Genomic DNA, 24,520 nt, shown 5'->3' on the forward strand with positions numbered 1-24,520 from the left:
ACTGTATTGCGCGGCGGGTGGGAGACTGCAGGGATGCATCCGATCGATCGACTCCGAGCCGAGGTCGCCGCGCACGAGTCGAACGCCTGGGCCGGCGAACTCGGCTGGGAACCGCTCTTCGTCGCCTCCCCGGAGGCACGGGTCCTCATCATCAGTCAGGCGCCTGGTCGCCTCGCGCAGGAGTCGGGCATCCCGTGGAACGACCCGAGCGGCGTCCTCCTCCGCTCCTGGATGGGTGTGACCCCCGAGGAGTTCTACGACCCGGCGAACGTCGCGATCGTCCCGATGGACTTCTACTTCCCGGGTAAGGGGACGAGCGGCGACCTGCCGCCACGCCGCGACTTCGCGCCGCGCTGGCATCCGCGCCTGCTCGAGCAGCTGACCGAGGTGCGCCTGACGATCCTCATCGGCGCCTACGCCCAGCGCGCCTACCTCGGACCGCGTGCCGGACGCACCCTGACGGAGAACGTCCGGGCCGCGGAGACCCACCTCCCGCTCTTCCCGATCGTGCACCCGTCGCCGCTCGCGCGCGGCTGGCGCAGCAAGAACCCCTGGTTCCAGGAGGAGACGGTTCCGCTCCTCGCCGCGCAGGTGAGGGCGGCGCTCTCGGCGTGACGAACGGGACCGGTCACCGGGCAGGCGTCGAGGTCGCGAGCAGAGCGTCATCTCGAGGGCGCGCGGTACCCTCGTGCGGCACGAGCTCTGACCGAGAGGGGGAAGCATGACCAGGGTCACCGCACCGCTGCTGGAGATGCTGTGGGAGACGGACGATCCCGCGGAGGTGGTTGCCGCGCGGTTCGGGTTCAGTGATGCCGCCGCGGTCGGCGAATGGGTGGCCGCCACCGTGGGTGATCACTGGGGTCTCGACGTCGAATCGGTCACGCAGGTCGTGATGAGCGGTCACAATGCTCTGGCATGGATCAGCGCTCCGTCCGGGTCGTTCCTCGCCAAGTGGTCTGTCCTCCCGCCGAGGTTCCCGCGGCTTGCTGCGTTGACGCAGCTCACCGCATGGCTTGGTGAGCGCGGACTCCCCGTTTCAGCACCCGTGCCCTCGGTCGACCGGCGGGTCCAGATACCGATCGACGATGGGACGTCGATGAGTCTCCAACACCAGATCAGCGGTGCACTGCTGGACGTCACGGACAGGGATCAGGTCATCGCCGCCGGCGCCGCTCTCGCCAGGCTGCACCTTGCGCTGGCGCGATATCCGGACACCGAGGACGTGCGCGGGTTCGCCGATCCGCCCAAGCCGCTTGCAACACGAATCAACGATTGGCTGGAATCCGACCGTTCGGGCCTGCTGACGCCCTCAGCGCGTGAGACGTTGATCAGGCTCGTCGACAACTCACCGACCGAGCCGCTGTCGGCGCAACTCGTCCACGGAGACTTCCGGGCCGCGAACATCCTGTGCGCAGGACACGACATCGCGGCGGTGCTGGACTTCGAGGAGGCCCGCTTCGATTTCCCCATCATGGAGCTAGCGCAATCGGCCGTGATGCTCGGAACGCGTTTCCGTGATTGGGGTCCGGTATCGCCCCACGTCCACGCCTGGCTGCTCGAGGGATACGCGTCTGAGCGTCCGCTGACAGCAGCTGAGGCAGACTGGTGGAACGTCCTCGTGCTGTGGTTCTCCCTGGTGCTGGTTCCTCCGGGAGAGGATCCAACGGGATGGGGACCGGCAGCGAACGACCTCCTCGTGAGGATGGCCGTCTGAGCTGGGCGCTGGTCATCGCAACGGTCGGCCATGACCGACGGACTCACCCGGCGATTGGTTCGTTCGTGTCACCGCTCGGGTGCAGCTCGGAGCCGGTATCACCTCGCGTTGTGGCAGCATCGATTCCGCCGGTGCATCATCTCGGCGCTCTCGACGAGACCAACGGGCCGACGAGGACGCAGAGAAACCGGCATCCGATCCAGCGTTGAGGGGCAGTCAGTGAGCGACGAACCGAACACCGGCGACGGACTGCGGCCGCCGGTCGAACGGCCATCGGGGCCGAGCCCGGCCACAGGGCCCGCCGCGTCGGATCCCGGATCCGTGTCAGCCGCCGACCCTGGAGCAGCCGACCAGGACGGACCGGTCACCGGACGAGCGTCCGGCGTCGGCATCACGCTGCTCCTGTTCGGGCTGCTGGTGGTGAGCTGGCTCGTCCAACTCTCCTTCGCGCTGCAGGGTGAGTTCGGTCCGTCCGAGGACCGGCTCAGTGGGGGCGGGACGCTCGGCGGGTTCATGCTCGGCGCCGCGATCGCGATCGGTTCGCCCATCGTCGTGCTCATCCTGCAGGCGCGGGTCCACAAGCGGACACCTCGGCACTCGATCATCGCCGTCATCGGCGCAGTTGTCGTGCTCATCATCGCCGTACCGATCAACGCCATCGTCGTCGGCCTCCAAGCGGTGAGCGTCATCAGCGGAAGCTAGGAACTCTCCGCCGACGGTCCGAGCTCGTCCATCGGGACAGCTCCCGACCCGTGCCATGAACGATGCAGGGGCTCACTCGGGCCGGGCATCACACGTCATCCCACGGTTCCGGTTGACATCGATATGGCCTCGCGTACCCTTCGAAGAAAGGAGAGCCCATGCCCCACTTCGCCGTCCTGATCTACACCGAGGACTCCATTCACGCCGGAGATGCGACTGAGGAGGAACTGGCGGTTCCAGATGCACACGGACGAGCGCTCACTGAGGCTGGTTCGCTGCGGGCCGCCTACGCGTTCACTCCTCGCGATCTTGCGCGATCGATCCGCGCGTCCGGAGTGACCATCGGTCCGTTCATCGACTCTCGAGAGGTGGTCGCGGGTGTCTACATCATCGAAGCGTCGACGTTCGAGGATGCGCTCACCATCGCTGCCACGAACCCTGAAGTTCAGCGAGGAGGAGGGGTCGAGGTCCGGCTGATTCACAGCGGCGGCACCGTCGAGACGTGACGGCTTCCGGTCGGAGCCATCGTGGTCGAGGGCTACCTGAACTCGGATACGCGGAGAGGAGCACATGGGGACAGGCCACAGGTTTCGACAGGTCAGAAAGGACCGCAGAGCCGTTCCGATGCTTGCCGAGGTTGTCACTTCGGTCGTGCACACGGGGTAACGCGAAGATCGGTGCGCCGCGAACACCGCCGCGGTCTCGTGAGCCGGAGTCAAGCCGTCCGCGAGGGAGACGGGGCGTCTATTCGAGGACTTCCCAGAGTTCGATCGGGAGGCCCTCGGGGTCGTGAATGCGGACGAATCGGCCGTATTCCGTTTCCCACTCGGTTCGACGCTCGACGGCGATCCCGGCTCCCTCGAGATGCTCCGTCAGGGCATCCAAGTCGCTCACGCGAAGGTTGAGCATGAAGGGCTGGTCGTGAGTGAACGACTCGCTCGTCCCCGCAACAGGCGCGAAGACGGTCATGCCGGCCTCCTGCATCCAGACGGCGTCTTCGCCCTCTGCGCCGGCTTCGATGCCGAGATGCTCGCGGTACCAGGCCGCGCGCGCCGACGGGTCATGACTGCGGAAGAACAACCCGCCGATGCCGAGAACGCCCATGGGGTGAGCTTATCGACGCGAGGAACTCCACGACCCCGACGCAGGCTCGAGATCGGTGCTGCGGGACATCAGGACATACGGTGCACGTCCGCAGTCGTCCGTGATGGTCGATTGCGGTTCGAACCCAACGGCACGCCAGAATCGCACTCCGCGCTCGTTCTGGACGTCCGGGTCGACGGTGAGTCGAGCGATGTTCCGTTCCCTCGCGCGGGACACCATGGCATCGACCACCCGTCGACCGGTCCCCTGACCTCGCGCGGAGGGCGACAAGATGAGGTCGATCCCACCGAAGTCAGTCCCGTCCACGTGCAGCTGAACGAGTCCGACCGCCTGCTCGTCGACGAGGACGAGGGAGCACTCGACGTCGGGCAGTCGTGCCCCCAGATACTTGGCGCGGATGAGCTCGTCGGACAGCCGTCCCGGCCCGCCCCATCCGTGTAAGGAAGGATCATCGAACAGGCGACGAAGCGTGGTGAAGTCATCCGTGGACGCGAGCTTCAGCCTCATCGAAGCCATCATGCCCGGGTGGCCAGTGAGCGTCAATCGCCGCGAGTCGTTCAGGCCTCTGTCGCGCGCCGTGGATTCGACACGGGACAGCGTGCGGTCGTTCGGGAGCAAGGAGCGCGGAGTGGTTGCTGGGAACCAGCGTCCATAGCGGCTATGCGCCATAGGGTTTGACTCCTATGAGCCACTTCTCCGTTGTTCCCGCGTCGTATGTCTTCCTACGCCGCGATCAATCGGTCCTGTTGCAACGACGGCAGAACACCGGCTACATGGACGATTGTTGGTCAGCGGGTGCCGCCGGTCATGTGGAGCTTGGTGAAACTGCGACGTCTGCCGCAATCCGCGAGGCGAGGGAAGAACTCGGCGTCCAGGTGGCACCCGAGGCACTATCGGCCGTGGCTGTCATGCAGCGCACCGATGGTACAGCGAACCCGCTGGAACAGCGCGTCGACTGGTTCTTCGTCTGCGACGTCTGGGGTGGCGAACCACTGATCCGAGAACCAACCAAGTGCGCAGAACTGTCGTGGTTTCGCCTCGACGATCTGCCGGTCAACATGCCCCCTCACGAGCGACTTGCAATGGACGCCCTGCGCGAGGGGCGCAGATCAGCGGTCCTCACGTTCGGGTTCTGACCACCCGCAGCGAGACTGTCCGGCCTTCCACCTGTTTCCATACCGTGCCGACCTGATCCTTCGTGACACGCGAACTCCCAGATCAATCCTGGGTGGCGCGCGACCAGTCGAGACCGCCATCGCTTCCGAGCCACTTCCAATACGTACGCGGACGCCTCCCGGACACAAGCTGCGTCGGGCCGATCTTTCTCCGCTCGATCGCTGAGACGATCGGGGAGTGAGCGAAGAGACGAAACCGAAGTGGGCAAACCCTGAGCCGGCGATCCATCACGCGATCGCGCTGTGGGCGGCGAACTGCGCGGAACGAGCTCTACCGATCTTCGAACAACAGCGCCCCGGTGACGATCGACCACGTGCAGCGATCGCGGCGCTCCGCGCCTGGGAGCGCGGCGAGCTTCCGATGACGGCGTGCCGCACCGCTGCGTTCGCAGCACATGCGGCCGCACGCGACGCGACCGAAGCAGGAGCGGCCGCCGCCGTCGCCGCTGCTCGTGCAGCCGGTCAGGCGTGCGCGGTAGCCCACATGTTCGACCACGCTCCGCACGCGGCGACCTACGCCGCGAAAGCCGTGGGCCTCGGCAGAGAGGGTCAGGCCGCTCAGGAAGCTGAGCGTGCCTGGCAGTGGGAGGAACTGGCACCCGAGCTGCGCTCGATCGGATTCCCGAAGGGTCGGTGACCGACCCCGTCCCCGGGACGGCGCCCGAGGGTCCCGACAGCGAAGAGGCCGTTGTCGCACCGAGCCCGAGCGGCTCGCCGCGAGCCGCCCTTACAGACCGGCGATTTCAGCCGATCGCACGACGAAGTACACGAGGATGGCGACGAATGCCACGACGAGGACGACCGCGGTCCAGAACATCACGATGCGAAGCCGTCGCGTCTGTGGAGATTCGCCGGGTCGATTCCAGGGTGCGCGAGCCATGGAGCAACCATAACGGGGGGGCGGCCCACGCTGAGGAAGCCGCCGCTCAGGTCCTGCGGTCTCGAGTCGCATCGGGAACGGCAGACGCCGACGCGACGGCACGAACCACCGCGGCGAGTGTCGAGGAGGCCTGGGCGGTTGAGAGGGCCCCGGACAGGATGCTTCGGGCGAGGGCGTCCCCGGCGCCGGGGATGGCACTCAACCGCGCCGGGTCGATTGCGCCGGTCCAGGGCTCCAGCGCCTCGCGGCAGATCTCGAGATACGCCAGCTCCGCCTCGGATCGGAGGGCATTCAACGTCGTCGATCCGCGAAGTGCGGAAACGACGGCTGCAAGCTCCATCCCTTCCGCGATGCAGCAGCCGATGTAGGCCTCGGCGACCAGGTCCGCGACGGCGGTGAGATCCTGCGGTGCACGCGCGAGCGCCGCGACCAGGGCGTCCCGCTGATGGGATTCGAAGGCCCGGTAGACCTCGGACAGCAAGCCCGACAGATCGCCGAAGTGGTCGTACGCCACGGGCTTCGTCACGCCGGCGTGCGCAGCCACCCGCGCCAGCGTGACGTCCGCGAGGTCATGCGTGCGGATGAGGTCGCGGAACGCATCGAGCAACTGCGCGTGGCGCGCGTCCCACGAGAGGCGACGTCTCGGCCCAGAGCTGAAGCTGTCATCCGCGGTGGTTTCCATCCCCCGATTCTACCTACTATTGGTAAGTTACTATTGGTAAGTAAGAGATCGAGAGGATCACCCATGACGTCACGAGACACCACCGCCGCGACCGAGAACGCATCCCACGACGATTCAGCCGCACCCACCACGCGTGTGTTCATCTTCGGGATCACGGGCAGGGTCGGCCGACTCCTGGCGACACGGCTCCGCGCCAGAGGTGTCATCGTCTCAGGCCTCACGAGGTCGTCGCTGCCGGATCCCACCCTCGAAGCCAATGGAGTGACGACCGTCACCGGCGAGCTCGGGGTCGCCACCACGGAGGAGATCACGGCGATGATCTCGGACTGGGACGTCATCGTCTTCGCGGCAGGGTCGAACGCCGGACCCCAGAGCGTGACGGACGATATCGACGACGCGGCGCTCCAGCGCGTGTCGGAAGCGGTCACTGCGTCACCGGGGAAGCGCCTCATACTGCTGTCCGTCATGCCGGAGGCTTGGCGCGAACGGCAACTGAGCGACGACGAAGAACATTACTTCGCCGTCAAGAAGCGGACGGAGGTCGCGCTGACCCGCCAGCCGATCGACTGGGTCATCCTCCGCCCGTCGCTGCTGACCGATGACCCGGCCCGGGGAACGGTCGCCCTGGGGCCCGCCGAACTCCACGACGAGATCACGCGCGAAGACGTGGCTGCGGTCCTCGAGGCACTCATCCTCGAGCCGAACATCAGCCGACAGATCCTCGAACTGAACACCGGGCCGACCGCCATCACCGAGGCGGTCGGCCGCATCGCACACGCCTACCAGGCGTAGGCCTCCGGGGCCTGGCCACCGGGGCCGGGGAAGAGCTCGTCGAGGGCGGTGAGGTCGTCGGCGCTCAGTTCGATGTCGACTGCTGCGACGGCGGACTCGAGCTGCTCGATCGTGCGCGGTCCGATGATCGGGCCGGTGACGCCGGGCTGGTGCAGGAGCCACGCGAGACCGAGGGCCGCCGAGGTCCAGCCACGCTCGGCCGCGAAGCGGTCGTAGGCCTCGAGCTGGTCCTGCTGCTTGGCTCGGGCCTCGGTGATGCGGGACTCGCCCGACCGAGCGCCCTTGTCGGAGGAACCACCGCTCAGCAGACCACCGGACAGCGGCGACCACGGCAGGATGCCGAGCCCGTAGTGCTGCGCGGCGGGGATGACCTCGAGTTCGATCGAGCGCTGCGCGAGGTTGTAGAGCGACTGCTCGCTGACGAGGCCGAGGAAGTGTCGCTGAGCTGCGACCTCGTTCGCCTGCGCGATGTTCCATGCCGCGAAGTTCGAGCTGCCCGTGTAGACCACCTCGCCGCGAGCGACGAGCACCTCCATCGCCTGCCACAGCTCCTGCCAGGAGATGTGCCGGTCGATGTGGTGGAACTGGTACAGATCGATCCGATCCGTCTGCAGCCGTTCCAGGGAGGCGATCGCCTCACGACGGACCTGCCAGGCCGACGCGCCACGCGCGTTCACGACGTCCGAGCCGTCGTCGTTCGGGGCGACCATGGGCGAGTGGACCTTCGTCGCCAGGACGATGTCGTCACGGACGCCGGGGCGGGCGGCGAACCAGCGGCCGATGATCTCCTCCGTCACGCCACGACCGGCGCTGCCGCCATACGCGTTCGCCGTGTCGAAGAAGTTGACGCCGAGGTCGAACGCCCGGTCCATGATCGCGAACGAGTCCTCCTCGCTGGTCCGGTCGCCGAAGTTCATGGTGCCGAGCACGATCCGGGAGACCGTCGTCCCCGTGCGGCCGAGGTGCGTGTACTTCATCGTGGAGCCCTTCTCATCGTCGAACCGGGCCGCGATCCCGCGGCGCGTCGAGTGTGTCACGGAAGCCGCCCGCTACACCCCCGGCTCGACAGGGCGGCCTCGACCGGCTACAGCCCGAGGCGATACCGTGGCCTGATGCTCAGCCTCACCGACGTCTGGCCGCTGTTCGGCCTGGAGATCCGCACGCCGAGACTCGTCCTGCGCCTCGTGCGCGACGAGGACCTCCCCGGATTGATCGAGGCCGCCCTCGCCGGCGTCCACGATCCCGCCGTCATGCCGTTCTCCACGCCGTGGACCGACCAGCCGCGCGAACAACTCATCCGCGAGACCGCACGGCACCTCTGGACCCAGCGCGCGGGAGCGACGCCGTCGTCCTGGACGCTCAACCTCGCGATCCTCCTGGACGGGACGCCGATCGGCTTGCAGGACATCGCCGCCCGCGACTTCGTGGTCACCCGGACGGTCGGGAGCGGTTCCTGGTTGACGCAGGCGCAGCAGGGCAAGGGGCTCGGCATCGAGATGCGGGCGGGCATGCTCCAGTTCGCCTTCGACCACCTCGACGCGCAGGTCGCGGTGTCGGACGCGGCCGTCTGGAACGGCGCATCGCTCGGCGTCTCGCGTCGACTCGGCTATCGGGACAACGGCCTCCAACGCTTCATCGGGCGGCCAGGCGAGCTCGTCGAGTCGCAGGGCCTCCGGCTGCACCGCGACGAGTTCGTGCGACCCGACTGGACCGCCGAGGTCACCGGACTCGATGCGGCACGGTCGGCGCTCCTCGGCGAGCCGTCAGCAGACTGACGGCGCGAACGTCCGCGTCATCGTGACGGGATGACCGACGGCTCCTGCGGCAGGACGAAGGTCGCGACGGTCGTGCCGGGGGCGCCGGCCGTAGCAGGGGTGCTCCGCAGGGTCACGGAACCGCCATGCGCGTCGGCGATCGCCCGCGCCGCGGGAAGGCCGAGCCCGACGCCCTGCACCGCCTGGTCACGGGCGTAATCCGCCCGGTAGAACTTGTCGAAGGCCTGACGGAGTTCGTCGGCGCTCATCCCGACGCCCGTGTCGCTGACGACCACCTCGACACGGCCGGCACCCGGTTCGACGGCCACGTCGACCGTACCGTCGGCCGGCGTGAACTTGACGGCGTTGGCGACGAGCTCGGCGATCACACGGTGGACCTGCTCGGGATCCGCAGAGACGACCGCTGCCGGGTCGGCGTGCAGTCGGACGACCGGCACCGAGACTCCCGCGGTCGCCGTCTCGATCGCGCGCGCGGCGACGTCCGAGAGGTCGATACGGCTCGGCTCGATCTGGACCGTCGAATCGGATGCCGTCAACAGCTCCTGCACCCGCCGCTCCAGCTCGACCGCGTTGCGCTGGACCACCCGCAGCGCCGGGAGCAGACCGGGGGCGTCGACCTCGGCGTCGTCCACGATCAGTTCGAGGTAGCCGTGGATGGACGTGAGCGGTGTGCGCAGCTCATGCGACACCGTCGTGAGGAACGCCTCGCGGACGTCGATCGCGTTGGCGAGTTCGGTGACGTCGTGCGCGACGATGACCGTTCCCAGGTGCGTGTCCCCGTTGCGCATGACCCGCGCGGAGCTGGCGAGGATCGCACGCTGTTGCCCGGCCTCCCCCACCCATTCGAGATGATTCGAGAGCAGCTCGCCCCGCAGCGCCCTGGGGATGATCTGCTCGTCGAACGGGATGGGTGTCCGACGATCGGCTTGCAAGACGTGTTCCCCGGCGTACGGCGGGGTGTCCAGCCGGAACCCGACGGCGGCGACCATGTCCGCAGCATGCGCGTTCGCCACGCCCAGGGTGCCGTCAGCGGTGTAGAAGGCGACGCCCGCGTCCACCGTCTCGAGGATCGACTCGGCGAGCGCCTCTGCGTCGAGCGCCCTGGCGAGCGAGCGTTCGAGCTGCGCGGCCTGCTCCTGGATGGCATGCCGGCTCCGTCGCAGTTGGCGGGCTCCGATGTTCACGGCGACGGCGATACCGATGGTGAGCATGGGCAGCAGGGCGACGTTGAGCCAGTCCACGGCGGTCTCCGGCGTGCGAGCCCGGAGGACATAGGGAGCGCTGCTGATGAACAGGGTCCCCGCCACGGCCAGGATGATCATCCGCGGGGTGAACCCGAACGCCAACCACAGCACGGGGAAGATGCAGAGCAGGCTCGCGCCCGGAGTCACGCTGATGAGCTCGAGCCGGACGCTCGCGACGGCGAGGAGGTCGAGGACGGCGATGGCGGCCATCGCGTGCGTCGGCCAGCGTTCCCACGGCAGGACAGCTGCGAGGAGGGTGCTGATCGCCGCGAGAGCGGTGCCCGAGAGGACGGCGACCGTGAAGAACCGCTCGGGCAGGACGATCGCGACGAGGATCGCGACGATGCCGAAGGCGATCGCGAACGGGAGCTGTGCGCGGGCGAACACCCGGAATCGGCCGCGTCGAGAGGCTTCATGTTCCAACAGCGGCACGATCGCCCACTCTCTCCAGCTCGGTCAGAGAGGACGTCGGCCGGATTCCACGTCGATCAGCTGATCGACGTCAATCTAACCCATGCGCACGCGGACAGCCATCGTCGCAGGCCTGGAGCGCTCAGCCATCGCGTCGGACGGATGGATTTGCGTTAATCGGATCACCGATCAGTGGAATCAGGAGCGGGCGAGCTGAGGGGTCGGTGCCGCCTTGGATGCGGCAACCGCCGGCCGCCGGTCGAGATGGATCCCGGCGATCATGCAGCGGACGGAACCCCCGGCGAGCTCGATGGTCGGCACGTCCAGTGGCAGGATCCGGCAGCTGCGCTCGATGACCGCCAACTGATCCGCCCGCAGGCTCTGGACGGCGCGACTCGAGATCGCAAGGAGGCGCTCCCCCGTCGCCGATCGCAGCTCGATCGCGTTGCCGGCGAAGTCGCAGACCTGTCCGTAGTCGAGGTCGACGATCGTCCGCCCATGGCCCGTGAGCCGCTCGATCACCTGATCGCGCCGCGCCGGCGAGGCGATCAGGTCGAGGCCGACGAGCGCGAACTCGGTCGCCACGCCCATCATGACGTTGGTGTGGTAGATCGGGACCCCGTGCGGGTCGACCGCGTCGAAGACGAGCGGCTCGTAGCCGAAGTTGGTGCAGAACCGCTCGAGGGCGATCGGGTCGGCCCGGTGGGATCGCGCGACGAACGCCACCCGGGCCGCGTGGTCGAGCACCATCGCACCGGTGCCCTCGAGGAACACGTCGTCGAGCTCCAGCCCCGAGTAGTCGATGACGTCCTGCACGCGGTACTCGCGCTTCAGCATCTCGACGATGTCCCACCGGCGCTCGCGTCGGCGGTTCACCGCGTACATCGGGTAGACCGCGAGGTGCCCGCCCGCATGGGTGGACAGCCAGTTGTTGGGGAAGACGCTGTCCGGGCGGTCCGGGTCCTCATCGTCGAAGAGGTGCACGCGCACCCCGGCGGCGTCGAGCGCCTGGGCCACGGCGGTGACCTCATCGAACGCCGCGTGAGCCACCCCGGCCACGGACGCCGACGGGACGCCGTCCGCGACCTGGAAGACGTTGTCGGCTGCGGTCAGCGGGTTCGGCGTGAACCGGTGCGGCCGGATGAGCACCACGGCCGACGGCGCCTGCACGGACATGTCGGACTCAGCCGACGGGAGAGAGCGCGCCGACGAGTCCGAAGAGGTCCTTCGGGTCGTCGGGGGCGGCGACGAGGTCGATCTCCTCGAAGTACTCGCTGCCGTCGACGGAGTCGCGGAGGAAGCGCAGCGCGGTGAAGTCCTCGATCGCGAAACCGACGGAGTCGAAGAGCGTGATCTGCTCCCGCGAGCTGCGGCCGGGGACGGCGCCCGTGAGGACCTGCCAGAACTCGATCACCGGGAAGTCGGGAGCCATCTGCTGGATCTCGCCCTCGATGCGGGTCTGCGGCGGGAACTCGACGAAGACGTCGGCGCGATCGAGGATCGACGCCTCGAGCTCCGTCTTGCCGGGGCAGTCGCCACCGATGGCGTTCAGGTGCATGCCGGGCTCGACCAGGTCGTTCGTGAGCACGGTCGCGAGCGCCTTGTCGGCCGTGCAAGTCGTGACGACGTCCGCCCCCGCCACGGCGTCCGCGGCACTCGTCCCGATGACGACCTCGAACCCGAGCGGCTCCAGGTTGCGCGCGAACTTGTCCATCGCGAGCGGGTCGACGTCCCAGATCCGGACCGTGTTGATCCCGAGGGCGGCCCGCATGCCGAGGGCCTGGAACTCGGCCTGGCTGCCGGCGCCGATGAGGGCGTGGACGCTCGAGTCGGGGCGGGCGAGGTGCTTCGCGACCATGCCCGACGTCGCGGCGGTCCGGAGGGCCGTGAGGAGCGTCATCTCGGCGAGGAAGGTGGGATAGCCGTTGTGCACGTCGGCGAGGACGCCGAAGGCCGTGACCGTCTGGTAGCCCCGGGCCGGATTGGAGGGGTGGCCGTTCACGTACTTGAAGGCGTACGTCTCGTGGTCGCTCGTCGGCATGAGCTCGATGACGCCGAAGGGCGTGTGGCTCGCGACGCGCGGGCTCTTGTCGAACGACGGCCAGCGGCGGAAGTCGGCCTCGAGGTAGCCGATCATGCCGGCGATGATGCGCTCAGGACCTCGGTCGGCCGTCCAGCGGACCATGTTGCGGACATCGACGAAACGCGTCATGACGTTCCCTTCCAGACGAGTTCGGGCTCGGAGCCGACCGGAGCAGACCACTCGCGGTTGCTTCGAGCCTAGGTTTCGACGATCTGCACTTTCTATTCCAGAGATGCGCGACTTGTGCACAGGTTATGCACAATGTGAGTAACTGCGTTGTACATTGTGTGCATGGCTGCGCTGGACGATCTGGACCGGAGGCTGTTGGCTGCGCTCCGAGCCGACGGCCGTGCGTCGGTCGCGAGCCTGGCCCGGTCGCTCGACGTCGCCCGGGCGACCGTGAACAGCCGTCTGGAGCGACTCATCTCCTCCGGCACGGTGGTCGGGTTCTCGGTCCGGGTGCGCGACGAACTCGACCCCGGCACCATCCGCGCGATCGCCTTCATCGAGGTCGAGGGTCGCACCACCGACCACGTCATCCGCCAGCTCCGCGGCTTCCCGGAGATCAGCGCGCTCCACACCACGAACGGCGGGTGGGACCTCGTCGCGGAACTCCGCACCGAGACGCTGACCGACTTCGACCGCGTGCTCGGCGGGATCCGACGCATCGAGGGCGTCGTCAACAGCGAGACGAGCCTCCTGCTGAGTTCCGTCCTGCGCTGACGCCGCGGTCGCGGTCGCGGAGCTTCAGCCCCGGTCCCTGAGCTGAAACCCGGTCCCTGAGCTGAAACCCGGTCCCTGAGCTGAAACCCGGTCCCTGAGCTGAAACCCGGTCCCTGAGCTTGTCGAAGGGCACACGGCCTGACCCCGCCCTTCGACAGGCTCAGGGACCGGACGGGGAGCTCAGGGACCGGACGGGGAGCTCAGGGACCGGACGGGGAGCGCAGGGAACGGACGGGTGCGACGGGCCGACGCTAGAGGCGCGGGTCGATCGGCTCGGACTCCATCGCGAGCACGCCGAAGACGGCCTGGTGCACCCGCCAGGTCGGTTCACCGGCGACGAACCGTTCGACCGCCTCGACGCCGAGCGCGTACTCGCGCAGCGCCATCGACCGCTTGTGGCCGATGTCCCGATCGCGCAGGCGCTCGAGGTTGTGCGGCTCCGTGTAGTCGGGACCGTAGATGATGCGCAGGTACTCACGCCCGCGCACCTTGATGCCGGGCTGCGCGAGCGACTTCTCACCGCGGACGAGACCGGCCACAGGCTTCACCACCATGCCCTCACCACCCGCACCGGTCAGCTCCTCCCACCACGCGGTCGCGGCGTCCTCGGAGGCCGCCGAGGTGAGGTCGACCTCGATCGAGCGGGTCCGGCGGATGAGCTCCGGGTCGGCGTCCGCCAGACGGTCCGCGACCGCGAGATGCCAGGCGTGGTCGCGGCCCAGGTGACTCGCCCCGGTCGAGGCGAGGAGCTGGAACGGAGCGATCTGCACGCCCTCCAGACCGTTCGAGGGCGCGGTGTACGGGCGGTAGGCCGCAACGTAGGCGTCGGCGGCCTCGGCCCGTCGACGCGTCCGCTCGAGCAGGTCCGAGACGTCGACACCCGTCGCCGCCGCCTGCTCCAGCACGTGCACGGCCGCCGGGAGTGCAGCGGTCGCGGCAGCTCCGACCGAGGCGTACTGTTCGCGGATCAAGCTCTCCGCCTTCACCGACCACGGCAGCAGCTCGCTGTCGACGAGCAGCCAGGAGGCGTCGAGCTCCTCCCAGAGACCGGCTCGCTCCACGGCGATGTCGAGCCGGGCCAGGAGCGTCTGCGTCGTCTCCTCGTCGAAGAACGGCCGACCGGTGCGGGTGTGGACGGTGCCACGCCACCCCGTGGGAGCGCCGAAGGGTGCCGGATCACGCGTGAGCAGCACGACGGCTCGCGAGCCCATGTGCTTCTCCTGGCAGACCACCCGATCGAGCCCCTCCCGGCGATACGCCTCGAACGCCTCAGCGGGGTGCTCCAGGAGGTCCTTCCGCTGCGAGGTGCTCGGCGGACTCATCGTCGGCGGCAGGTAGACCAGGCGCCGCGGGTCGATCGCGAACCGGCTCATGACCTCGAGTGCGCCGGCCGCCGCATCTTCGCGGATGCCGACCCGGCCCGAGACGCGGGTTTCGACGACCTGCTTGCCGAGGACGTCGTCGATGCGCAGCAGCCCGGGATCCCGCTGCTCGCCGGCCGGACCGGTCAGGCGGCCGAGCGGCACGACGGGTTCGTACCAGACCTGCTCGGCCGGGACGTCGACGACCTCGCGCTCCGGCCACCGCAGGGCACTCAGCTTGCCGCCGAAGACGCAGCCGGTGTCGAGGCACATCGTGTTGTTGACCCACTCGGCGTCGAGGGTCGGCACGTGGCCGTACAGGACGGTCGCCTTGCCCCGGTAGTCCTCCGCCCAGGGCAGTCGCACGGGCAGGCCGTACTCGTCGGTCTCCCCCGTGGTGTCGCCGTACAGCGCGAACGACCGCACTCGACCGGACGCGCGTCCGTGATACTGCTCGATCAGGCCGGCGTGTGCGACCACGAGCTTCCCGTCGTCGAGGACGAGGTGCGCGACGAGCTCGCGACAGAACCGCTCGACCTCGGCACGGAACTCCTCCGGTTCCTCGGCCAGTTGCGCGAGCGACTCGGCGAGCCCATGACTGGTCTGCACCCGCTTGCCCTGCAGCGCGCGGACGAGCTTCGACTCGTGGTTGCCGGGCACGGCCAACGCGTGCCCCGCGCCGACCATCCCCATCGCCAGCCGCAGCACGCCAGGCGTGTCCGGCCCGCGGTCGACGAGGTCGCCGAGGAAGATCGCGCGGCGTCCCTCGGGGTGCGCGGCGTCGATCGGTCGACCCTCCACGTCGCGCTCGATCACGTAACCGAGCTTCGTGAGCAGCGTCTCGAGCTCGCTCCGGCACCCGTGCACGTCGCCGATCGCGTCGAAGGGACCGCGCTCCTGACGGCGGTCGTTGAGCAGCGGCTCACGGACGAACGACGCCTGCGCGATCGCCTCGACCCCGGAGAGGACGTGGACCTTCCGGAAGCCCTCTTTGCTCAGGTGCCGCATCGACCGGCGCAGTTGGTCCTGCTGGCGCTTGATGACGGCCGCGCCGAACGAGCGGTCCTCGCGGACCTCGTTGCGCTCGATGCAGACGCGCTCAGGGACGTCGAGCACCACGGCGACGGGGAGGACGTCGTGGTTGCGTGCCAGATCGATGAGCGACTTGCGCGAGGCCGGCTGGACGTTGGTCGCGTCGATGACTGTGAGGAGCCCGGCGTCCAGGCGGCGAGCGGCGACATCGCGGAGTGCGGCGAAGGCGTCGGCGCTGGCGGCCTGGTTGTTCTCGTCGTTGGAGACGAGACCGCGGAAGAAGTCGCTCGACAGGGTCTCGAACCGGCCGAAGTGCGTGGCGGCGAAGGTCGACTTGCCGGACCCGCTCACGCCGATGAGGACCACGAGCGACAGTTCGGGGATCGGCAGGGCGGCGGGGGTCTGCTCGAGGTCGCTCATGAGATGGCCTTCCGGAAGATGGCGAGCTGCGTCGGCGAGCCGTGCTGCGGGTCGACGTCGCCGACCGTGCGGTGCTCGACGCCGTAGCCATACCGCTCGGCCGCAGCGGTGCACCAGGTCGCGAACTCCTGGCGGTCCCACTCGAAGCGGTGGTCGGGGTGTCTGAACCCGCCCGCCGGCAACGAGGGGTACAACGCGTTGTATTCGCGGTTCGGCGTCGTGACGATCACGGCTTCGGGAGCCGCAGCACCGAAGATCGAGGCCTCGAGTGCATCGAGGCGCTCGGCGTCGATGTGCTCGACGACCTCCATGAGCACGATCGCATCGAGTCCGCGCAGCCGGCCGTCGGCGTAGGTGGCCGAGGACTGCAGCAGCTGGACACGCTCGCGGACGCGATCGCTCGCGTCGCGGAGCCCGAGCCGCTGCGACGCGGCTGCGAGCGCGCGTGCGGAGACGTCGGTACCGATCACCGTGCTGACCAAGGGATCCGCCATCAGGCGAGTCAGGAGGGCGCCCTCGCCGCACCCGACGTCGGCGACCGACCGCGCCCGCACGTCGGCGAGCGCCTGCAGGACCGCCTCGGCGCGCAGGCCGGCGAGCGCCGGGGCGCGCTTCGTCTGTGAGGCGGTGGCCGCGTCGTCCCCGTCGGCACCGTCGGTCCGCGCCTCCGGGTCCAGCTGCGACTGCGCATCGGTGACCATCCGCGACTGGTGCGCGAGATACCGCTTGGTGATCAGGTCCCGGTCGGGGTGGTCGGCCAGCCACCCCTCGCCGGCGCGCAGGAGTTTGCCGACCTCGTCGTCGGAGACCCAGTAGTGCTTGGCGTCGTCGAGGACGGGCAGCAGGACGTAGAGCTGGCGGAGGGCGTCCGCGAGGCGGAGGTGCCCGGTCAGTTCGAGGTCGACGTATCGCGAGTCGCCCCAGGCGGGGACCGTCGGGTCGAGCGGGATCGCCCGTTCGACGACGGTCCAGCCGAGCGGGCTGAAGAGTCGGGTCGCCAGCTGCTCCAGGCCTCGCGACGGCACCGCCGCGACCGTGATCGTCAGCGGGAGCGCTGCCGCGGCGAGCTCCGGGTGGGAGTCGCTGCGGCCGGTCATGGCGCTGCGGAACACCTGCCCGATCGCGACGGCGACCATCGACGACGACGCGTACGGTCGGTCGTTCACGTACTGCGAGAGCGAGGCGCTGTCACCGCCGCCGAAACGCTTCTGACGGACGAGCGCGATCGCGTCGACCTCGAGCAGCAGGGCGATGGTGCATCGCTCGTCGGTCGCCTCCGGGTAGAACACGTGGGCGCGCCCGACGCTGAGGTCGAAGCTCTGCGCCCGCGCGGGATGCTTGCGGACGAGGTGCCCCAGGTCGGCGGCCGACGGCGCGGTCGAGGTGATGGTGACGAGCACAGGTCCATCCGTCCGGTCGGCGGCGAGGTTCCTGAAAGCCTAGCGGCGGTCGTGGTGCGTGCGTGAGTCGCCCGGATCTGCGCGGAATTCGTTCCGTTTCATGCAGATCCAGGCGACTCAGGGCCGGCTGATCAGCCTCCGAACAGCTTGCCGAAGAACCCTTTTCGCGGCTTCCAGCCGGCGGCGGTCAGGGCGTCGATGACGGGTTGCTTCACCTCGTCCGTCGTGAACTGGTAGCCCATGAGGTGGCCGGTCGTGGTGCCGTTCCGGTCGGTCGACTGTGCGATCGGCGCGGCGCGGCCACCGAAGGTGAAGGTCTTCTGGGGCCCCGACTGCCACGTGCGTTTCGTCGAGAGCCCGTCGAGGCCGACGGTGGTCTTCGAGGAGGACGACTGCTCGTGGAACTCCCACTCGCCGTCCTCGGGGTGCAGCTCGACCCGCAGCTCGTACTCGGCACTGAACATCCCGGCGCCGATGAAGCCGAGCCAGCGCTGGTCGGCGTACCGCCAGTGCGCGACGATGCCGTCGGGTGTCGGGTCGTAGATAAAGGGGAGTTCTTCGCTGTTGAGCGCGAGGATCCGGGCCTGGGCGTCGCGGAGGTCGAAGGTCATGGGGCGAGTCTAGGCAGCCGGGCCGCCCGGCGACATGGGGACAGCTCCCCGTCACCCGGCTCCCCTACGCTGGCCGGGTGAGCGAATCCATCCTGACCCAGAACGTCCTGACCGTCATGAGCTACAACATCCGCACCGCCGTCGCCCAGCCCGGTCACGAGTGGGTGGACCGTGCACCGCTGGTCTCACAGGTCATCGCCCGCAACGCACCCGACCTCCTCGGGCTGCAGGAGGTCCGCGAACACCAGCTGCACGACCTGCTCCCGGGTCTCGCCGAGTACGACTGGTTCGGGCAGGGTCGCGACGGCGGTTCGGCCGGCGAGTACGGGCCGGTGTGCTTCCGCCGCTCGCGGTTCGAACAGCTCGACGCCGGCGAGTTCTGGCTGTCGGACACCCCCGACGAACCGGGCTCGAACACCTGGCCGTCGCTGCACGCACGGTTCGTCACCTGGGTCAGGCTCCGCGAGCGTCGCACCGGCGACGAGCTCGTCTTCGCCAACACCCACCTCGACCACGAGAGCTCACCGCACGGCGACGACGTCCGCACGCGCAGCGCGAAGCTGATCGCCGACCGATTCTCCGGCGTCGACGTCCCCGTCCTCCTCACCGGCGACTTCAACACCGAACGCGGATCGGCGGCGCACGACTCCCTGGCGGACGCCGGGTTCATCGACCTCTCGCCGGTCGAGAGCGACGGTATCGGCACGTTCCAGGGCTACGGTCCCCAGCGTCCCGGGAACGCACGCATCGACTGGGTGCTCGGTCGCTCAGGCAGCGTCGCTCCGCACACCCGACTGGAACCGATCGAAGCCCTCGTCGACGAGCAGGACCCCACCTCGGAGGCGAGCGACCACTTCCCCATCCTCATCCGGGCGCAGCTCACCCACTGACGGCGATCAGACGCCGAGGTGTCCTCGCCGACGCCGTCCGACGATGTCGGGCACGATGGATCGAGAGCGGTCGTACGATCGCACCCGCACCACGAGGAGGAACCATGTCCGTCGTCACGCTGATCCGATCCGACGAGCTCTCCGACACCGCGGGGTACGCCTACGCGTCATCCGTTCCGGCGGGCGCCAGGCTGCTGTTCCTGGCCGGATCCTGCCCGCTGAACGTCGACGGCTCGACCGCTGCCGTCGGGGACGTCGCCGGGCAGGCGGAGAAGTGCGTCGAGAACCTCGTCATCGCCCTCGAGGCCGCCGGTGCGACGCTCGCCGACGTGGCCAGTACCCGGGTGCTCGTCGCCTCGGCGAAGCAGTCCGACCTCGTCACCGCATGGGAGGTCGTACGCGCCGCCTTCGGCGATCACGACGTGCCGTCGACGCTCCTCGGGGTCACCGTGCTCGGCTACGACGACCAGCTCGTCGAGATCGAGGCGACCGCCGCCGTCGCCTGACACCGATCGGTGCCGATGCTCGTCGTCAGTCGCTGGAGGCCGTCGGCGCGAGCCGGAGGAGGACCAGCCCGACGATCGACGGGAGGAGGGGCAGCGCCGCACCGAACACCGGGTCCACGCCGGTGAGGAGCGCGCCGCAGAGGGCGCCCGCCACGAGCAGCACGATCGCGCCGATGCGGATGAGGTGGTGGTCGTGGACGCCGTCGGCGAGGCTCTGCATGAGACTCGTGAGGGTGCCGGTCACGAAGGTGGTCGTCACGCCTGAGCGTTCGATGCGACGGGCGACGGCCGTCTGCCCCGCCATCGCGAGCGTGGAGAGCGCGATGAGGACGCAGATCACGGGCGTCGTGCGCAGGTCGGAGGACACGATCCATCCGATGAGGACGCACGCTTGCGCGATCACCGCACCGCCGAGCACGAGGACGAGCCGGTGCTGCGGCGCCTCCGGGGTCGGTCTGTCAGCGGTGGCGACGAGCCTCGTGAAGCGGAAGGCGAGGAACGTCCCGACGGAGAACAGCAGCACGGCGACCGTCGCCCCGAGCAGCACCTCGCCGAAGTCCGGCCGGCTCGTGAGTCCGGCCAGCACGAAGTTGCCGGTCATGTTCGCGGTGAAGACGCCGCCGAGTTGGAGGAACGCGAAGGCGTCGGTCGCCCCGGCCGCGAACGACAGCACGAGCGCCATCGCCGCGATCATGCCGGCACGCGTCCGACGCCGGGTGGTCGTCAGGGTCGGGTCGGTGCCGCCGGTCTCAGTCACGTGCACATCGTCCCACGCCCGTTCGCCCATCTTCGGGCGAATGAAGCGTCAGGCGAGGAGGTCCGCGAGGAAGGTCAGCTGCGCCTGCTGCTGCACCGGCCCGCCACCCTCGTGCCCGTTGTACGGGTAGACGGCGATGTCCTTCTGCGTGCCCGCGTAGTGGTTGAACGCCGCGTACACCGTCGAGGGCGGACACACCGCGTCGCAGAGCGCGACGGAGAACAGTGCAGGGGTGGTCGCGCGGGCGGCGAAGTTCGTCGCGTCGAAGTACGAGAGCGTCCGGAACACCTCCTCCTCGTGACCACGTCGGCTGATGAGGTACGTCTTCAGCTCGGCGAAGGGGCTCGCGTCGGTGATCTGCAAGGCACGACGGAAGTGCGACAGGAACGGGACGTCGACGAGCGCCGCGGCGAGTCCCTCGCAGAGCCCGGCCGCAGCGAGCGCGATGCCGCCACCCTGGCTGCCACCGGCGACGACGACCCGGGCGGGGTCGACCTCCGGGAAGCTGCGCACCACGTCGACGGCGAGTGCCGCATCCGTGAAGACCCGACGGTAGTAGTAGGTCTCGGGGCTGCCGAGCCCGGCGCTCATCTTCCCGGCGACCTGCGGACCGCTCCCGAACGGGTCGGCCGTCGCGCCCGGCAGGTTCGCGCTCCCCTGGCCGCGCGTGTCCATGACGAACACCGCGTAGCCCGCGGACGGGTGCATCGTCCATTGGTGGGCGAGCCCGCGTCCGCCGCTGTAGCCGATGTAGTGCACGATGCACGGGAGCGGCTCGGTCGCGCCGGCCGGTCGGATGAACCACCCCTTGATCGGGTCACCACCGAACCCGGAGAACGTGACGTCCTCGACGACGAGACCCGTCAGCTCAGGGTTGGATCGTTCACGCACCGTCGGCTGCGCGAGGGCGTGGGCTTCGGCGAGGGTGTCCGTCCAGAACGCGTCGAAGTCCGGCGCCTCCTCGCGGTCGGGCAGGTACTGCTGGAGCTGGGCGAGGGGCAGGTCGAATTGCGCCACGGGTCACCTTCGGTTCGTGAGATCGGATACGGGTGGGGAAGAGGTCAGGAGGACGGGATCGCGGAGATGAGTCCGAGACCGACGCTGATGCGGTCGGCCACCTCGATGAGGTCCTCGGTGAGGACGTCGAGGTCGCGCTCGCGCATCAGGCTCAGTCGACCCGAGATGGAGATCGCCGCCACGACTCTGGCGTTCGCGTCGCGGATCGGCGCCGCGATCCCGAGACGACCCAGCGCGAGCTCCTGGTCCTCCATGCAGACGCCGCGTTCCCGCGCCGTCGCGAGCTCGGCCGCGAGCGCCGCGTGCTCCGTGATGGTGTTGGCCGTGTAGCGCGGGAGCGGCTCGTCACCGAGCAGCGCACGGAGGCCGTCCGCGTCGAGGTCGAGGAGCAGACACTTCCCGAGCGCGGACGCGTGCAACGGCTGGCGCAGCCCGATCATCGAGTGCGACTTCGGAGCGAGGGCTCCCTCGAAGTGGCAGAGGTAGATGAGGCTCGAGCCGTCGAGGACGCCGACGTTGACGCTGAGTCCGATCCGCTGCGCGAGCTCCTGGGCGGGAGCACGCGACTCCCGGTGCACCGGGTTCTGGTTGAGTCCCTCGCTTGCGAGCGCCAGGATGGTCGCGCCGATGGCGTAGGACGGACTGTCGGCCACCTTCGTCACATAGCCGAGCTCCTCGAGCGTGCCGAGGAGGCGTGCGGTCGTCGAGGTGCCGAGACCGGTCGCACGGGCGATGTCGGAGGCCCGCAACGGCCCGGTGGTCGATGCGCCGAGAACGGCGAGCACGGATGCTGCACGGCCGATGCCCTGCTGGATCTCACCTGCCACTGGTCCTCCACGGTGTCGGTGTCGGTTCGGATGTCCGGCCTCGGAGGCCGTGTTCAGCGTAGCGGTCGGGCTCGGCGCGGCCGGGTGGTGCGCCCGCTCGGCTGCTCGAAGACCTTCACACTCGCGACACTCACGTAGGGCGACCCGTTCGTGGCCGTGACGACGACACGGAGGGCGTCGACCCGCACGGGTTCGACATCGTGGATCCGGTGGCGGTGGCGGTTCCCCTCGACCTCGGCCAACACCGTCCACGTCCCTTCAGCCGCACCCGTCGGTCTCCCCTCGAGTCGGTAGTCGGCGACGAGCTCCGGCACCGCCTCGAAGTCGGTGCGGTGGTGGTGCAGGTTGATGAGGTCCACGTCGACGTCGTCGTTGAACACGATCCGGACGGACGCGACATCGACCGGCTCATCCCAGTGCAGGGTGAGGACCTCGGGCTCGGCGACCAGATCGCGGTTGTCATCGAGTCGCTCCGAGGACCACAGGTGCGGTCCGCCGTAGGGACGTTGGTAGCCGTCGACGATCCGCTCCGGTCGGTACGCCGTGGTGTCTCCACCGACGGTCAGCGCGACGCTCCGGCCGCGCAGCTTCCGCGCGTTCCAGTCGAGGATCGCCTGGTCCTGCTCCTCGGGGATGTGGTCGTCGAACACCTCGTCGGAAGCGTGCTTGGCGGTCAGCACGAGGAGCCCGTAGGGGTGGCCTTCAGTCAGGAGCAGGCTGATGTCCGGGTTGGCGCGGACGACGAGCACCGCGTTCTGCTCGATCTCCGGCGTCCATCCGAAGCGGACGGTGGCCGACACGCCCACCCCGGCGGCGATCTCCACAGCTCCATCGAGGAGGTGCTCGACCGGGACGGCGTTCTGGCGCTTGCCAGTGCTCCAGAGTTCGACGCGGAGGGTCGTGTCGCGTGCGGCGTCGACGAGCAGGGTGATCTGGTCGAGTGACGGAGCGACGGGTACGAGGATCGCGACGTCGCGGTCAAGGGGGAACCGCTCGCCGGAGCCGAGGTGCTCCAGCGTGGAGATCGCATCGAGCGCGCTCGACGCGGTGACCGTCGCCCGCCCGGCCAGATCGTCGGGGTCGTCCGTGGTGATGCCGATGACCGGGGCGTCCTCGCGGAGGAGCGTGCGCTGCAGGAGCGGGAGCGCCTGCCCGGCGAGCTCCCGCGGCGTCAGTCCATCGCGGGCGATGAGCGCCGCAGCCGTCCCCACCGCCTGACCCTGCGTGGCGCAGGTCGCCATGACGCGGGTGGACCCGAACGCGACGTGGGAGGCGGAGATGTTGCGTCCGGCGAACAGCAGGTTGCCGACGTCCCGCGAGTACAGGCTGCGGAAGGGGATCCCGTAGGTGCCGTTGCTGAAGCGCTGTTGCGCACCGGCGGTCTCGGCGTAGACGCCCTCGACAGGGTGCAGGTCGATCGACCACCCTCCGAAGGCCACGGTGTCCTCGAAGTCGACCTGGTCGAGCAGGTCGTTCTGCGTGAGGGTGTGGTCGCCGAGGAGCCGGCGGTACTCACGCTTGCCCGGGATCGATCCGACCCACTCGAGCGTGAGGTTGTCGGCGTCGAACTCGCCGGAGTTCTTGATGTAGTCCCAGATCCCGAAGACGACGCTCCACAGTTCGTCGCGGATCTGCTCGTTCTCAGCGACGGTGTCGAGCTCGCCGCCCCACTCGATCCACCAGTAGTTGCAGCCGTTGTCGCCGGTCCGGATGATCCGGTTGGTGAGGATCGGGGTGTCGCGGATGTCGCGCGCGATGTCAGGGGCGACGAACCGCTCTGGGCGTCCGGCGTCCTTCGTGTAGAAGAAGATCGAGCTGCCGAGGAGTTCGTCGTCCGCCACCTCGGGCGCCCACGGCTCACCGAGCTCGGCGCGGCCCTCGCGACCGATGCGGGAGGTCGCACCCGCCAGATGACCCACCAGCCCGTCTCCCGTGCAGTCGATGAAGACGGGGGCGACGAACTCGGTCTCGATCTCGCTGCCCATCGTCCATCCGCTGACGGACGCGATCCGCGGCGACGGCGACTCCCCACCGTCCGCCGGCTGCTCCATCGTGACGATGCGGACGTCGGTGTTGAGGTGCAGCTGCAGGTTCGGCTCGGCCCGCACGAGGTCGAGGACCGTCTGGTCCCAGTAGAACGGGTTGCCCTCCGGGTTGCGGTACTGGTTCTCGAGGAAGAGCTCCCCCATGATGCCGGTCTCCCGCGCGAACCGCTGGTGCCCGTGCGCGGTCGCTCCGACGACCCACACCCGCACCTCGCTCGACGAGTTGCCACCGAGCACCGGCCGGTTCGTGACGAGCGAGACCCGGGAGCCGAGACGGGCGGCTGCGACGGCGGCCGAGACCCCCGCGAGACCACCACCGATGACGACGACGTCGGCGGACTGGGTGCGGTGCTGCATGGGAGACACTCC

The 24,520-nt window shown here is 69.0% G+C and carries 26 protein-coding genes; 11 read left to right on the forward strand and 15 right to left on the reverse strand.

The genetic code is table 11. The annotated features are described in order from the left end of the window. Window positions 1–33 precede the first annotated feature (33 nt). The 4 genes from ACZZZB_RS10000 to ACZZZB_RS10015 all read left to right on the forward strand — a co-directional run bounded on the left by ACZZZB_RS10000 (window position 34) and on the right by ACZZZB_RS10015 (window position 2,922). On the forward strand, window positions 34–615 hold the full coding sequence (locus ACZZZB_RS10000) for a uracil-DNA glycosylase family protein (RefSeq protein ID WP_463529588.1): 582 nt from the start codon (window positions 34–36) through the stop codon (window positions 613–615). Between the two features lie 106 nt (window positions 616–721). Then, window positions 722–1,714, forward strand: a complete 993-nt coding sequence (locus tag ACZZZB_RS10005; protein ID WP_463529589.1) for a phosphotransferase enzyme family protein — start codon at window positions 722–724, stop codon at window positions 1,712–1,714. A 219-nt stretch (window positions 1,715–1,933) separates the two neighbouring features. Further along, window positions 1,934–2,416, forward strand: coding sequence for a hypothetical protein (locus ACZZZB_RS10010; protein WP_463529590.1), 483 nt, complete (start codon window positions 1,934–1,936; stop codon window positions 2,414–2,416). Window positions 2,417–2,574: 158 nt separating this feature from the next. Further along, complete coding sequence (locus ACZZZB_RS10015; protein ID WP_463529591.1) at window positions 2,575–2,922, forward strand: YciI family protein; 348 nt, start codon at window positions 2,575–2,577, stop codon at window positions 2,920–2,922. Window positions 2,923–3,160: 238 nt separating this feature from the next. Here ACZZZB_RS10015 and ACZZZB_RS10020 read toward each other — a convergent pair whose 3' ends face one another. Together ACZZZB_RS10020 and ACZZZB_RS10025 are read right to left on the reverse strand one after the other, a co-directional pair. Further along, a complete protein-coding gene (locus ACZZZB_RS10020) occupies window positions 3,161–3,520 on the reverse strand; it encodes a VOC family protein (RefSeq protein WP_463529592.1) in 360 nt (119 codons plus the stop codon). A 9-nt stretch (window positions 3,521–3,529) separates the two neighbouring features. After that, complete coding sequence (locus tag ACZZZB_RS10025; RefSeq protein ID WP_463529593.1) at window positions 3,530–4,027, reverse strand: GNAT family N-acetyltransferase; 498 nt, start codon at window positions 4,025–4,027, stop codon at window positions 3,530–3,532. A gap of 176 nt (window positions 4,028–4,203) precedes the next feature. Here ACZZZB_RS10025 and ACZZZB_RS10030 point away from each other — a divergent pair, with 176 nt between their 5' ends. Both ACZZZB_RS10030 and ACZZZB_RS10035 read left to right on the forward strand, forming a co-directional pair. Next, on the forward strand, window positions 4,204–4,656 hold the full coding sequence (locus tag ACZZZB_RS10030) for an NUDIX hydrolase (RefSeq protein ID WP_463529594.1): 453 nt from the start codon (window positions 4,204–4,206) through the stop codon (window positions 4,654–4,656). 217 nt (window positions 4,657–4,873) lie between these two features. Then, window positions 4,874–5,332, forward strand: a complete 459-nt coding sequence (locus ACZZZB_RS10035; protein WP_463529595.1) for a putative immunity protein — start codon at window positions 4,874–4,876, stop codon at window positions 5,330–5,332. Window positions 5,333–5,422: 90 nt separating this feature from the next. Here ACZZZB_RS10035 and ACZZZB_RS10040 read toward each other — a convergent pair whose 3' ends face one another. Both ACZZZB_RS10040 and ACZZZB_RS10045 read right to left on the reverse strand, forming a co-directional pair. Then, window positions 5,423–5,575 carry a hypothetical protein gene (locus ACZZZB_RS10040; protein WP_158596628.1) on the reverse strand — a complete coding sequence of 51 codons (153 nt, stop codon included), beginning with the start codon at window positions 5,573–5,575 and terminating at the stop codon, window positions 5,423–5,425. Between the two features lie 46 nt (window positions 5,576–5,621). After that, entirely contained in the window at window positions 5,622–6,257 is a 636-nt protein-coding gene (locus ACZZZB_RS10045; RefSeq protein WP_463529596.1) for a TetR/AcrR family transcriptional regulator, read from the reverse strand. A 63-nt stretch (window positions 6,258–6,320) separates the two neighbouring features. Here ACZZZB_RS10045 and ACZZZB_RS10050 point away from each other — a divergent pair, with 63 nt between their 5' ends. After that, a complete protein-coding gene (locus tag ACZZZB_RS10050) occupies window positions 6,321–7,049 on the forward strand; it encodes an NAD(P)H-binding protein (protein ID WP_463529597.1) in 729 nt (242 codons plus the stop codon). Here the strand turns inward: ACZZZB_RS10050 and ACZZZB_RS10055 are convergent. Then, a complete protein-coding gene (locus ACZZZB_RS10055) occupies window positions 7,037–8,026 on the reverse strand; it encodes an aldo/keto reductase (RefSeq protein WP_463530554.1) in 990 nt (329 codons plus the stop codon). The two genes, ACZZZB_RS10050 and ACZZZB_RS10055, sit on opposite strands and share 13 nt — an antisense overlap. Window positions 8,027–8,161: 135 nt before the next feature. On the opposite strand from ACZZZB_RS10055, the gene ACZZZB_RS10060 reads away from it, so the two are divergent. Further along, complete coding sequence (locus ACZZZB_RS10060) at window positions 8,162–8,824, forward strand: GNAT family N-acetyltransferase (RefSeq protein ID WP_463529598.1); 663 nt, start codon at window positions 8,162–8,164, stop codon at window positions 8,822–8,824. 17 nt (window positions 8,825–8,841) lie between these two features. Here the strand turns inward: ACZZZB_RS10060 and ACZZZB_RS10065 are convergent, their stop codons facing one another. The 3 genes from ACZZZB_RS10065 to ACZZZB_RS10075 all read right to left on the reverse strand — a co-directional run bounded on the left by ACZZZB_RS10065 (window position 8,842) and on the right by ACZZZB_RS10075 (window position 12,691). Next, window positions 8,842–10,500, reverse strand: coding sequence for a sensor histidine kinase (locus ACZZZB_RS10065; RefSeq protein ID WP_463529599.1), 1,659 nt, complete (start codon window positions 10,498–10,500; stop codon window positions 8,842–8,844). 177 nt (window positions 10,501–10,677) lie between these two features. Continuing rightward, the gene (ctlX, locus tag ACZZZB_RS10070) at window positions 10,678–11,655 is read right to left on the reverse strand and encodes a citrulline utilization hydrolase CtlX (protein ID WP_463529600.1); all 978 of its coding nucleotides are present in this window, start codon (window positions 11,653–11,655) and stop codon (window positions 10,678–10,680) included. A 7-nt stretch (window positions 11,656–11,662) separates the two neighbouring features. After that, window positions 11,663–12,691, reverse strand: a complete 1,029-nt coding sequence (locus ACZZZB_RS10075; protein WP_192018892.1) for an ornithine cyclodeaminase — start codon at window positions 12,689–12,691, stop codon at window positions 11,663–11,665. Window positions 12,692–12,853: 162 nt separating this feature from the next. On the opposite strand from ACZZZB_RS10075, the gene ACZZZB_RS10080 reads away from it, so the two are divergent. After that, complete coding sequence (locus ACZZZB_RS10080) at window positions 12,854–13,285, forward strand: Lrp/AsnC family transcriptional regulator (RefSeq protein WP_064293981.1); 432 nt, start codon at window positions 12,854–12,856, stop codon at window positions 13,283–13,285. 251 nt (window positions 13,286–13,536) lie between these two features. Here ACZZZB_RS10080 and ACZZZB_RS10085 read toward each other — a convergent pair whose 3' ends face one another. The 3 genes from ACZZZB_RS10085 to ACZZZB_RS10095 form a co-directional block, all read right to left on the reverse strand. Continuing rightward, window positions 13,537–16,098 (reverse strand): polynucleotide kinase-phosphatase, encoded by a 2,562-nt coding sequence (locus ACZZZB_RS10085; RefSeq protein WP_463529601.1) that lies wholly within the window; start codon window positions 16,096–16,098, stop codon window positions 13,537–13,539. Continuing rightward, on the reverse strand, window positions 16,095–17,498 hold the full coding sequence (locus ACZZZB_RS10090; protein ID WP_463529602.1) for a 3' terminal RNA ribose 2'-O-methyltransferase Hen1: 1,404 nt from the start codon (window positions 17,496–17,498) through the stop codon (window positions 16,095–16,097). The genes ACZZZB_RS10085 and ACZZZB_RS10090 overlap by 4 nt, the downstream gene beginning before the upstream one ends. A gap of 131 nt (window positions 17,499–17,629) precedes the next feature. Further along, window positions 17,630–18,109, reverse strand: coding sequence for a hypothetical protein (locus ACZZZB_RS10095; protein WP_124767881.1), 480 nt, complete (start codon window positions 18,107–18,109; stop codon window positions 17,630–17,632). Between the two features lie 77 nt (window positions 18,110–18,186). Here ACZZZB_RS10095 and ACZZZB_RS10100 point away from each other — a divergent pair, with 77 nt between their 5' ends. Both ACZZZB_RS10100 and ACZZZB_RS10105 read left to right on the forward strand, forming a co-directional pair. Continuing rightward, complete coding sequence (locus ACZZZB_RS10100; protein WP_192004038.1) at window positions 18,187–18,999, forward strand: endonuclease/exonuclease/phosphatase family protein; 813 nt, start codon at window positions 18,187–18,189, stop codon at window positions 18,997–18,999. Window positions 19,000–19,103: 104 nt separating this feature from the next. After that, the gene (locus ACZZZB_RS10105; RefSeq protein ID WP_463529603.1) at window positions 19,104–19,505 is read left to right on the forward strand and encodes a RidA family protein; all 402 of its coding nucleotides are present in this window, start codon (window positions 19,104–19,106) and stop codon (window positions 19,503–19,505) included. Window positions 19,506–19,530: 25 nt separating this feature from the next. On the opposite strand, the gene ACZZZB_RS10110 is transcribed toward ACZZZB_RS10105, so the two are convergent. From ACZZZB_RS10110 to ACZZZB_RS10125, 4 genes are read right to left on the reverse strand one after another with little or no spacing between them, the layout of a single operon-like run. Then, window positions 19,531–20,262, reverse strand: a complete 732-nt coding sequence (locus ACZZZB_RS10110) for a YoaK family protein (protein ID WP_463529604.1) — start codon at window positions 20,260–20,262, stop codon at window positions 19,531–19,533. 48 nt (window positions 20,263–20,310) lie between these two features. Continuing rightward, window positions 20,311–21,279 (reverse strand): acetylxylan esterase, encoded by a 969-nt coding sequence (locus ACZZZB_RS10115; RefSeq protein WP_463529605.1) that lies wholly within the window; start codon window positions 21,277–21,279, stop codon window positions 20,311–20,313. A gap of 44 nt (window positions 21,280–21,323) precedes the next feature. Then, window positions 21,324–22,106 (reverse strand): IclR family transcriptional regulator, encoded by a 783-nt coding sequence (locus ACZZZB_RS10120; RefSeq protein ID WP_463529606.1) that lies wholly within the window; start codon window positions 22,104–22,106, stop codon window positions 21,324–21,326. A 53-nt stretch (window positions 22,107–22,159) separates the two neighbouring features. Next, window positions 22,160–24,508 carry an FAD-dependent oxidoreductase gene (locus ACZZZB_RS10125; RefSeq protein ID WP_463529607.1) on the reverse strand — a complete coding sequence of 783 codons (2,349 nt, stop codon included), beginning with the start codon at window positions 24,506–24,508 and terminating at the stop codon, window positions 22,160–22,162. Window positions 24,509–24,520: the final 12 nt, after the last annotated feature.

It is taken from the genome of Plantibacter sp. AC185 (assembly GCF_979258065.1).